Annotated in this window: 10 protein-coding genes and 1 tRNA gene; 7 read left to right on the plus strand and 4 right to left on the minus strand. The window is 70.1% G+C overall.

Annotated elements, in window-relative coordinates:
• Positions 1-12 precede the first annotated feature (12 nt).
• The gene (locus ACE3QW_RS23990; protein ID WP_051679036.1) at positions 13-807 is read right to left on the minus strand and encodes an IclR family transcriptional regulator; all 795 of its coding nucleotides are present in this window, start codon (positions 805-807) and stop codon (positions 13-15) included.
• A complete protein-coding gene (locus tag ACE3QW_RS23995; RefSeq protein ID WP_374254520.1) occupies positions 804-1,814 on the minus strand; it encodes a 3-hydroxyacyl-CoA dehydrogenase in 1,011 nt (336 codons plus the stop codon). The genes ACE3QW_RS23990 and ACE3QW_RS23995 overlap by 4 nt, the downstream gene beginning before the upstream one ends.
• A gap of 409 nt (positions 1,815-2,223) precedes the next feature.
• On the opposite strand from ACE3QW_RS23995, the gene ACE3QW_RS24000 reads away from it, so the two are divergent.
• From ACE3QW_RS24000 to pcaD, 6 genes are all read left to right on the plus strand, one after another.
• Positions 2,224-3,447, plus strand: a complete 1,224-nt coding sequence (locus tag ACE3QW_RS24000) for an ABC transporter substrate-binding protein (protein ID WP_374254522.1) — start codon at positions 2,224-2,226, stop codon at positions 3,445-3,447.
• A 121-nt stretch (positions 3,448-3,568) separates the two neighbouring features.
• On the plus strand, positions 3,569-3,844 hold the full coding sequence (gene catC / locus ACE3QW_RS24005) for a muconolactone Delta-isomerase (protein ID WP_024277638.1): 276 nt from the start codon (positions 3,569-3,571) through the stop codon (positions 3,842-3,844).
• Positions 3,845-3,867: 23 nt separating this feature from the next.
• Positions 3,868-4,176 carry a YciI family protein gene (locus tag ACE3QW_RS24010; RefSeq protein WP_250166456.1) on the plus strand — a complete coding sequence of 103 codons (309 nt, stop codon included), beginning with the start codon at positions 3,868-3,870 and terminating at the stop codon, positions 4,174-4,176.
• The gene (locus ACE3QW_RS24015) at positions 4,173-4,892 is read left to right on the plus strand and encodes an SDR family oxidoreductase (protein ID WP_374254525.1); all 720 of its coding nucleotides are present in this window, start codon (positions 4,173-4,175) and stop codon (positions 4,890-4,892) included. The genes ACE3QW_RS24010 and ACE3QW_RS24015 overlap by 4 nt, the downstream gene beginning before the upstream one ends.
• A 56-nt stretch (positions 4,893-4,948) precedes the next feature.
• The gene (locus tag ACE3QW_RS24020; RefSeq protein ID WP_374254527.1) at positions 4,949-5,983 is read left to right on the plus strand and encodes a cyclase family protein; all 1,035 of its coding nucleotides are present in this window, start codon (positions 4,949-4,951) and stop codon (positions 5,981-5,983) included.
• Positions 5,984-6,002: 19 nt separating this feature from the next.
• A complete protein-coding gene (gene pcaD, locus ACE3QW_RS24025; RefSeq protein WP_374254529.1) occupies positions 6,003-6,800 on the plus strand; it encodes a 3-oxoadipate enol-lactonase in 798 nt (265 codons plus the stop codon).
• 289 nt (positions 6,801-7,089) lie between these two features.
• On the opposite strand, the gene ACE3QW_RS24030 is transcribed toward pcaD, so the two are convergent.
• Positions 7,090-7,163 (minus strand) — tRNA-Gln (locus tag ACE3QW_RS24030).
• A 256-nt stretch (positions 7,164-7,419) separates the two neighbouring features.
• Between ACE3QW_RS24030 and ACE3QW_RS24035 the strand changes: the two genes are divergently transcribed.
• A complete protein-coding gene (locus tag ACE3QW_RS24035) occupies positions 7,420-7,626 on the plus strand; it encodes a hypothetical protein (RefSeq protein ID WP_024277617.1) in 207 nt (68 codons plus the stop codon).
• Positions 7,627-7,742: 116 nt separating this feature from the next.
• Here the strand turns inward: ACE3QW_RS24035 and pbpC are convergent.
• Positions 7,743-9,736, minus strand: a 1,994-nt coding sequence (pbpC, locus tag ACE3QW_RS24040) for a penicillin-binding protein 1C (protein WP_374254531.1), incomplete at its 5' end; no start/stop codon positions are given.

The raw sequence follows: 9,736 nt of genomic DNA on the forward strand, positions 1-9,736 counted from the left end.
TGCGACAGTACCCTACTGCGACAGGGCGGCCGAGATGCGCTGGGCGGCGTCGAGCAGCACCGGCAGGAACTGGCTCCGCATCGCCTCGATGGAGGAGCGGCCCTCATGGGTGGAGACGTTGAGCGCCGCCAGCACCTCGCCGCGCCGGTTGCGCACGGGCACGGCGATGGAGCGCAGGCCGAGTTCCAGCTCCTGGTCCACCAGCGCCCAGCCCTGCCGGCGCGCATTCTCCACCGCCTCCTTCAGGGCCACCATGGTGGCGACCGTCCGGGGCGTGCGCTTCTCGATCCGAACCCGGTCGTAGAACACCGCGAGTTCGGCGGGGGGCAGGCCGGCGAGCAGCACCCGGCCCATGGAACTGCAGAAGGCCGGCAGGCGCGAGCCGATGGACAGGCCGATGGTCATCACCCGCGCCGTGGGCACGCGGGCCACATAGACGATGTCGTCCCCGTCCAGCACCGAGAGGGAGCAGGATTCCTGCAGCGTGTTCACCACGTCGCGCATGACCGGCTGCGCCACCTCCCACATGGGCAGCGAGGACAGGTAGGCGAAGCCCAGCTCCAGCACCTTGGGGCGCAAGGCGAAGAGCTTGCCGTCCGTCTCCGCATATCCTTCGCGCACCAGAGTGAGCAGGAAGCGGCGGGCCGCGGCGCGGGTCAGGCCGGTGTGCTGGGCCACCTCGCTGAGCGTCATGCGGGGCTTGTACTGGCTGAAGGCGCGGATCACCTCCAGACCGCGCACGAGGGACTGGACATAGTCCTTGTCCTCGCCCGCCCCGGCGCGCTCCAGCACCTCGCCCGTCGTCATGCGCCCTCCCCGCCGGCGGCGGTCGATCCCGCCGGCGCATTATAGGGGGCGACGTTGGCCTGCCCAGCCGCCTTGTGTTCCGCCCCGCGGGCCGCCATCAGGCGCTCGTCGCGCCAGGCGACGCGGGCCTCCCAGTCCTCCAGCGGCAGCAGCGCCCGCCGCTCGGCCGTGGCGCGGGCGACGAGGGCCTCGCTCCACCCTTCCGGCTGGCCGCGCTCGGCCCCCATCTGCCGGTAGCGCTCGCCCATGCGGCGGGCGTGCTCGGCGAGGCCGCCGCGATAATTGAGATCCGACGTCTCGAACGGCCCGACGATGGACCACCGAAGCCCCAGGCCGGACGTCATCACCCGGTCGATGTCGGCCACGTCGGCGATGCCCTGTTCCAGCATCCAGTAGGCTTCGCGCAACACGGCGCCCTGCAGGCGATTGTAGATGAAGCCGTTGACCTCGCGCTTCAGCACCACCGGCACCTGCCCGGCGCGCGCCATGAGCACGCGGGTGCGTTCGGCGGCGGCAGGATCGGTGAAGGGCGCCGGCACGATCTCGACGATGGGAAGAAGATGGGGAGGATTGGCCGGGTGGGCGACGAGGCAGCGCGCCCGCCCGGGAAGATCCTCCGCGAATTCCGAGGCCGGGAGCGAGGAGGTGGAGCTGGCCAGCACCGCGTCGGGCGGCGCCATCTCATCCATCGCGCGGAACAGCCCCCTCTTCAGGTCGAGCCGTTCCGGCACGCTCTCTTGCACATGGATGGCGCCGTCGAGCGCATCGGCGAGGGTATCGACCACCCTCACCCGGGCCATCACCGCCCGTGGCGCTTCGTCGAGGAGACCATGGGCCGCGAGCGCGGCGAGGCGCTCGGCCACGGCGGGCAAAACCCCACGGCGCACATCCGCGGAGGCGTCGTGCACCCGCACATCGAGCCCCGACCGGGCGAACACGATGGCCCAGCCCACCCCCATGCTGCCGCCGCCCACGAGGGTGACGGGACCGCTCCGGCCTTCGGTCATGACGCGCCCCTTCCGTGCGTAGACGACATCATTAGTTCGTAATGCGAACAAAATTGGAAGGCAAGCACGCTCGGCAGGCTCCCATCCGGAACGATCGGTGCGATCGCCGAGACGCCAGACACCAGAACAGGAATCATTCAAAATCCAAGCCTTCGTTAGCAGGTGCAGCATGGAATCTGCTTGACGCTGGAGGCGCGCGCGCCGTACGAATTGCCGCATAAAAGTTCGCTATTCGCACAAATTCTGATCCGGATGCACACCGTGGCGAAAGCCCTCATTCGCGATGACGCCCAACTCCTGCCATCCGGCACCTCGGGTTCCTTTGGCCCGCCAAATCCCGTGGGAGCCCCGTCGCGCCTCGCCATCCGGACGCCCTGACCAGCGCGCCCTTTCACCCTCAGGAGGAAACATGAAGACCAAGGCCCTCGCGGTGCCCTTCGCAGCCGCGCTCCTCGCCAGCGCCATGATGGTCGCCCCCGCGGCCGCCCAGTATGCCGGCGGCGGCGTGAAGATCGGCGTGCTGACCGACATGTCGGGGGCCTATTCGGACCTCGCCGGCGCGGGCTCGGTGGAAGCCGCGAAGATGGCCATCGAGGACTTCGGCAAGCCCATCAACGGCAAGCCGGTGGAGCTGGTTTCCGCCGACCACCAGAACAAGGCGGACATCGCCTCCGCCACCGCCCGCAAGTGGTATGACACGCAGGACGTGGATGCCATCTTCGACATCAACGGCTCCGTGGCGGCGCTCGCGGTGCGCGAGGTGGCCAAGGAGAAGGGCAAGGTCGACATCAATTCCGGCGCGGCGTCCATGTCGCTGACCAACAAGGCCTGCTCGCCCACCGGCCTGCACTGGACCTATGACGTCTATTCGCTGGCCGCCGGCACCGGCAACGCGCTGGTGAGCGAAGGCTTCAAGACCTGGTACTTCATCACCGCCGACTACACCTTCGGTCACGACCTGGAGAACCAGGTGGCCAAGATCGTGAAGGAGAAGGGCGGCACGGTGAAGGGCGCGGTGGCCCATCCGTTCGGCACCTCCGACGTCTCGTCCTATCTGCTCCAGGCGCAGGCCTCCGGCGCCAAGATCATCGCCATGGCGAACGCAGGCTCCGACACCATCAACACCATCAAGCAGGCGCGCGAATTCGGCATCACCCAGGGCGGCCAGACGCTCGCGGCGCTGCTGCTGTTCCTCACCGACATCCACTCGGTGGGCCTCGACGCCGCCCAGGGCATGGTGCTGACCACCGGCTTCTACTGGGACACGGACGAGAAGACCCGTGCCTTCTCCAAGCGCTTCGCCGAACGCATGAAGGGCAAGATGCCCACCATGGTGCATGCCGGCGTCTATTCCTCCGTGCTGCACTATCTGAAGGCCGCCGAGGCGGCCGGCACGGACGAGGGCGAGAAGGTGATCGCCAAGATGCGCGAGCTGCCCATCGACGACATGTTCGCCAAGAACGGCAAGATCCGTCCCGATGGCCGCATGGTGCACGACATGTATCTCGCCAAGGTGAAGTCCCCGAAGGAGTCCAAGGGCCCCTGGGACTATTACGAGATCGTCCGCGTGATCCCGGGCGACGAAGCCTTCCAGCCGCTCAGCGAGAGCACCTGCCCGCTGGTGAAGAAGTAGTCTCGCGCGCGCCGGGCCGTCTCCTCCCCGGTTCCGGCGCGCCCTCGGGCGCCTGCGCGCACTTGCAGCGCGGGCGCCCGAGGTCTTTCCTCAGCTTTGTGCCGTCCAGAAGGCGAAGACCATGCTGTTCCATGTCGAGATGCAGGTGAACATTCCCCACGACTTCCCGGCCGAGAAGGCGGACGCCATCAAGGCGGCGGAGAAGGCCTATGCGCAGGACCTCCAGCGGCAGGGCAAGTGGGTGCACCTCTGGCGCATCGCCGGGCGCTACGCCAACGTCTCCATCTTCGACGTTGAGAGCGTGGACGAACTGCACACGCTCCTCTCCTCGCTGCCCCTCTTCCCCTTCATGGACATCAAGGTGACGCCGCTGGCGCGCCACCCCTCCGCCATCTGAAGCCGCGCCCGAAGGACCGCCGCATGCCCTACATGATCGAGACCTTCGACAAGCCCGGCACGCTGGACCTGCGCACGCAGGTGCGCGACACCCACCTCGCCTTCCTCGACGCGCACAAGCACCTGCTGCTCGCCTGCGGCGCCAAGCTGGACGATGACGGCAACGCCGCCGGCGGCGGGCTCTATGTGGTGGCGCTGGAGACGCGGGCGGAGGCGGAAGCCTTCATCGCATCGGACCCCTTCTTCACCGCCGGCCTGTTCGAGCGCGTCCAGATCCAGCGCTGGCGCAAGGCCTATGTGGACGGCGTCTGCTACCTGCCGGAGACGAAATGAGCCCGCGCACCCTCGTCACCGGCGGCGCAGGCGGCATCGGCCTCGCGGTGGCGCGGCAGGAGCTGGCTGCCGGCCGCGCCGTGGTGGTGCTGGACCGTGAGCCGCCCCCCGCCGACCTCGACGCCCGCTTCGTTCCCGTCAATCTCATGGACGAGGCGGCGACCGCCGCCGCCCTTGCGGAGGCCCTCGCGCACGGCCCCATAACCCGCCTCGTGAACAACGTCGGCATGGTGCGGCCCGCCAGCCTCGACGACACCACCGGCGCGGATTTCGCCGCCGTCATGCGGCTCAATCTCGGCGTCGCCATCCAGGCCACACAGGCGCTTCTCGCGGGCATGCGGGCGGCGCATTTCGGGCGCATCGTCAACGTGTCGAGCCGCGCCGCCTACGGCAAGGAGCTGCGCACCGCCTATGCCGCCAGCAAGGCGGGTCTGCTCGGCGCCACCCGCACCTGGGCGCTGGAACTGGGCAAGGATGGCATCACGGTGAACGCGGTCGCGCCCGGCCCCATCGCCACCCCCCTCTTCACCGCCGCCAATCCGCCCGACGCGCCGCGCACCCGCGCCATCGTAGAGGCCATCCCCGTCGGCCGCATGGGCACGCCGGAGGATGTGGCGAAGGCGGTTTCGTTCTTCCTCTCGGACGAGGCCGGCTTTATCACCGGCCAGACGCTGCCGGTCTGCGGCGGCATCACGGTGGGCAAGGGCGCGGTCTGAGCGCAGCGGCACCTTCGCTCCGGCGCCGCCCGGGCTTCACCCAAACGGAGACGTCCATGCCGTCCAATCCCCGCTGGGCCCGCCGGCCGGAAGGCTCCACCTGGGGCGATTTCGGCCCGGACGACGAACTCGGCCGCCTGAACCTCATCACCCCGGACAAGGTGCGCGCCGCCGTCGCCGAGGTGAAGGAGGGCCGCACCTTCTGCCTCAGCCTGCCCCTCGACCGGCCCGGCGGCAACGTGCTGAACCCGCGCCGCGTCCCGCCCGTGCTGACGCCCACCGGCACGGCGGAGGCGCCGCGCTTCAACGCCACGCTCTGCGCGGAAGACGCCAGCCTCGTGGACGTGGTGAGCGACGACAAGGTGGAGATCTGCCTGCAATACTCCACCCAGTGGGACAGCTTCGCCCATGTGGGGGCGCTGTTCGACGTGAGCGGGGACGGCCGGCCCGAGCCGGTCTATTACAACGGCTTCCGTGCCGGCGCCGACATCGTCGGCCCGCGCGACGCCGAGGCGCGCGGCATCGCCTCCGGCGCGCACCGGCTGGGCATCCACAATGCCGCCGTCCACGGCGTGCAGGGCCGCGGCGTGCTGGTGGACCTCTTCTCCCTGTTCGGCCGGGAGCGCCACCTCGTCGGCTATGACGATCTCATGCGCGCCATGGACGCGCAGGCCGTGACGGTGGAAGAGGGGGACATCCTCTGCCTCTATACCGGCTTCACCCAGGTCGTCATGGAGATGAACGGCACCCCGGACGGCGCGGTCCTCGGCAAGAGCTGCGCCGCCCTCGACGGCCGCGACGCGCGCCTTCTGCAATGGATCTCGGACAGCCGCATCTCGGCCCTCGTCGCCGATAATTATGCGGTGGAGCATCTGCCGGCGAAGCGCCTCGCCGCCACGACCCAGGCGGCCATGCCGCTGCACCACCACTGCCTGTTCCGGCTGGGCGTACCGCTGGGCGAATTGTGGTGGCTCGCCGATCTCGCCGCTGACCTGCGCGCCGCCGGGCGCAGCCGCTTCCTGCTCACCGCCCCTCCCCTGCGCCTGCCCGGCGCCGTGGGCTCTCCCGTCACCCCCATCGCCACCGTGTGATCTTCCACAGGAGACCCGGATGCCCTTTATCGCCGTCGACGGCCGCACCACCCATTACGCGCTCGAAGGGGCGGAGGGGGCGCCGGTCCTGCTGCTCGCCAATTCGCTCGGCACCAGTTTCCTCGTGTGGGACGCGGTGATGCCGGCGCTCACCGCCCGCTTCCGCGTGCTGCGCTACGACATGCGCGGCCACGGCCTCTCCGACGCCGCACCGCTGCCCGACGAGAACACCGGCTATTCCATCGCCGCCCTCGCCGGGGATTCACTGGGGCTGCTCGACGCGCTGGGCATCGAGAAGGCGCATGTCTGCGGCCTCTCCATCGGCGGCATGGTGGCCCAGCATCTGGCGGCCCATGCGCCGGCGCGGGTGGACCGGCTCGTTCTGTGCGACACCGCCATGCAAATCGGCCCCGCCTCGGTGTGGAACGAGCGCCTCGCCGGCATCCGCCGCGACGGCCTCGCCGCCATCGCCCCCGGCGTGATGGCCCGCTGGTTCACCGACGGCTTCCGCGAACGCGTGCCCCACATCGTCCGCGGCTACGTCAACATGGTGGCCCGCACCACTTTGGAGGGCTACGTGGGCTGCGCCATGGCCGTGCGCGACGCCGACCTCACCGCCTCCGCCGGCACCATCTCCGCACCGACGCTGGTCGTCGTGGGCGACAAGGACCCCGCCACCTCCCCCGCCTCTGCCGAGGCCATGAGGGCGGCCATCCCCGGCGCACGGCTGGAGGTGATCGCCGACGCCTCGCACATCCCCTGCGTGGAGCAGCCGGAAGCGCTCGCCCGCCTGCTGATCGCGCATCTGGCGGGGTGAGACGGCTCCTCTAAACGGGCGACGGGTACGCTTCGCAGAAGCGTACCCGGAGACCGAGATGCGCCAAGGCCCCATTTTTTCGTCCTTGGCGTCGGACTTGGCACCCGCGGCGCGCATGTTCACGAGCTCGGAAAGAACATCTGGAGAATCGGTGGACCGGCGAGGGCAGCGGCAAGCTCCCAAGGCGTCAGGTGCGGCGCAATGGCCGATGAAGCCGGACCCGCCGACGCGCTTCAACACCCGACATCACGATGCGGGCGGCGTCTGTATCTGGGATGGAAGCTTGATTTGGCTGGGGGACCTGGATTCGAACCAGGATTAACGGAGTCAGAGTCCGCGGTTCTACCGTTGAACTATCCCCCAACACCCGGCCGGCGCAGGAGCGGGGCGGGTGGGTCTGCCGAGGCAGGTGGGCTCTATACGCAATTCGATCGCCGGGTTCAACTCCCGTTTCGCGCCATTCACAGGCCCGTTTCTGTCGGGCCTGTCCGGGGTGGGACGACACCCCTGCGACCGGCCGGCCTCGTGGTATACGACATACGCAATGGTGCCATGCACAATCCGCTATATTGCATCGCACGCGGATGGCCTATCTTGCCTTCATCAAATGGAGGCGAAAATGGTCACGATCACTGCACATGCTCCCCGCGAAACCGGCTTCTTCGGTCGCATCGGCAATGCGGTGTGCGACTTCCTCGACGCCGTCGCCGAAGCCCGCGCCATGTCGGAGCGCTATGAGTACCTCTCGCGCCGCTCCAACAGCGAGCTCGCCGAGATGGGCCTCGACCGTCAGCGCATCACCCAGGCCGTTGCCCGCGGCTTCTGAGAATTCCTGAAGGCCCGGCCGCGCGGTTTCGCGGCGGCCGGTCTCAAGTTCCTGTCTTCCGCGTTTCCTCCCAGTGCCCTCCACCCGCTGCCGCAAGGCAGCGGGTTTTCTTTTGCTCACTCCACCTTCACCGTCACGCTGTCGCTGCGGCCATCCGCATCGATGACGGTGAGGCGGGCGAAGCCGCGGCCGGGCGGGGTCCAGAACAAGGTGCGGCGGTCCTCTACCCGCGCCACCGGGCGGCCGTCCATGAGCAGGGTCAGGGGGAAGGTGCCGCCGTCGACCTTCAGCGCCAGCGTCTCCGCCCCCTCTGCCGCGACGCGGGCGCCGTCGGGGGGATAGACCACCTCCAGCGCCTGCTCCTGACGCACCCGGCCGAAATGCCGCTGCGGCGGAGGCAGCCGCGCATTGCCGGCCATCACCGCCCCGCGCGGGGCGGCCGCGAGGGTCGCGGGGGTGCGGACGATGCGCGCGAAGGCGTCGAACAGCAAAGGCGCCGCCGCCGCGCGGCCGGTGAGGTCCGGCACCGCCTGCCCGTCCGGCCGGCCGACCCAGACGCCCACCGTGCGCCGCCCGTCGAAGCCCACCGCCCAGCTGTCGCGATAGCCATAGGAGGTGCCGGTCTTGAAGGCGATGCGCCCGCCCAAAGCATTCTCCGGCGCCGGCGTGCCGAGCAGGCACTGGCCCACATACCAGGCGGCCACCTCGTCCACGAGCCGGGCCTTGCGCGGCGCCGCCACCGCCCCGTCGCCGCGACGGAAAACCGGGGCATGGGCCTCCCCGCCCCGCGCCAGCGCGGCATAGAGGGTGGTGATATCGATGAGGCGGATGCCCACGCCGCCGAGCCCCATGGGCAGGGCCGGCGCGGCGCCGGGGGGCAGTTCCAGCCGCCCGCCCGCCTGCTGCATGCGGCTCGCGAGGCGCTGCGGCCCCACCGCTTCCAGCAGCCGCACGGCCGGCACGTTCAGCGACAGTTGCAGCGCCTTGCGCACGGAGAGGGTGCCCTGGAAGGTGCGGTCGAAATTCTCCGGCCGCCACGCGCCGAAGCGGGCGGGCCGGTCCTCGATCAATGTCTCGGGATGGGCGATGCCGTCCTCGAAGGCGAGGGCATAGATGAAGGGCTTCAGCGTGGAGCCCGGCGAGCGCACGGCGCGGGCGAGGTCCACGGCGCCGGCGCGATCCTTGTCGAAATAGTCGGCGGCGGCCACATAGGCGCGCACCTCGGCACTGTCATTGTCCATCACCACGATGGCGGCGGAGAGCCCGCGCCCCAGCGTGCGGGTGCGCTCGCGCACCAGTTCCTCCAGCCGCTCCTGCAAGGGGGCATCGAGGGTGGAGAGGTGGCGGGGAAGGTCCGGCCGCTCGGCCGCCATCTCCTCGGAGAGGTGCGGCGCGATCTGCGGCAACGGCCGGCGGGCCGTGGGCACGGCCTCCGCCTTGGCGACGCGCACCTCGTCCGGCGCGATGAGGCCCTGTGCGGCGAGGCGGTCCAGCACCCGGTCGCGGGCCGCCTTGGCACGGGAGGGATAACGGTCCGGCCGGCGCGTCTCGGGCGATTGCGGCAGCGCCACCAGCAGCGCCGCCTCGCCGAGCGTGAGCCGGCGCGGCTCCTTGCCGAGATAGGTCAGGGAGGCTGCGCGCACCCCCTCGATGTTGCCGCCATAGGGGGCGAGGGTGAGATAGAGCGAGAGGATCTCGTCCTTGGAGAGCCGCGCCTCCAGCTCCAGCGCGCGGCGCATCTGGGCGAGTTTGGCGTCCAGCGTGCGGGCGCGGGGCGGCAGGGTGAGGCGCGCCACCTGCATGGTCAGGGTCGAGCCGCCGGAGACGACGCGCAGGGACCCGGCCGCCTGCCCGGCCGCACGCAGCAGGGCAATGGCATCGACGCCCATATGGTCGCGGAAGCGCCGGTCCTCATAGGCGAGGATCATGGCGACGAGGCGCGGGTCCACGTCCGTTGCCGACGCCGCCAGCCGCCAGCGACCGTCCGGCAAGGCGAAGGGGCGCAGCAGGCGGCCCTCCTTGTCCACCACCTCGGCCGAGACCTTCGGCTCGGGCGGCGGCGGCGCATCGGCGCGGATGACGGCGAGCCCCACCGCGCCGGCCCCGAGCG

This window comes from Xanthobacter sp. (assembly GCF_041911315.1).
GTDB classification, from domain to species: domain Bacteria; phylum Pseudomonadota; class Alphaproteobacteria; order Rhizobiales; family Xanthobacteraceae; genus Xanthobacter; species Xanthobacter aminoxidans.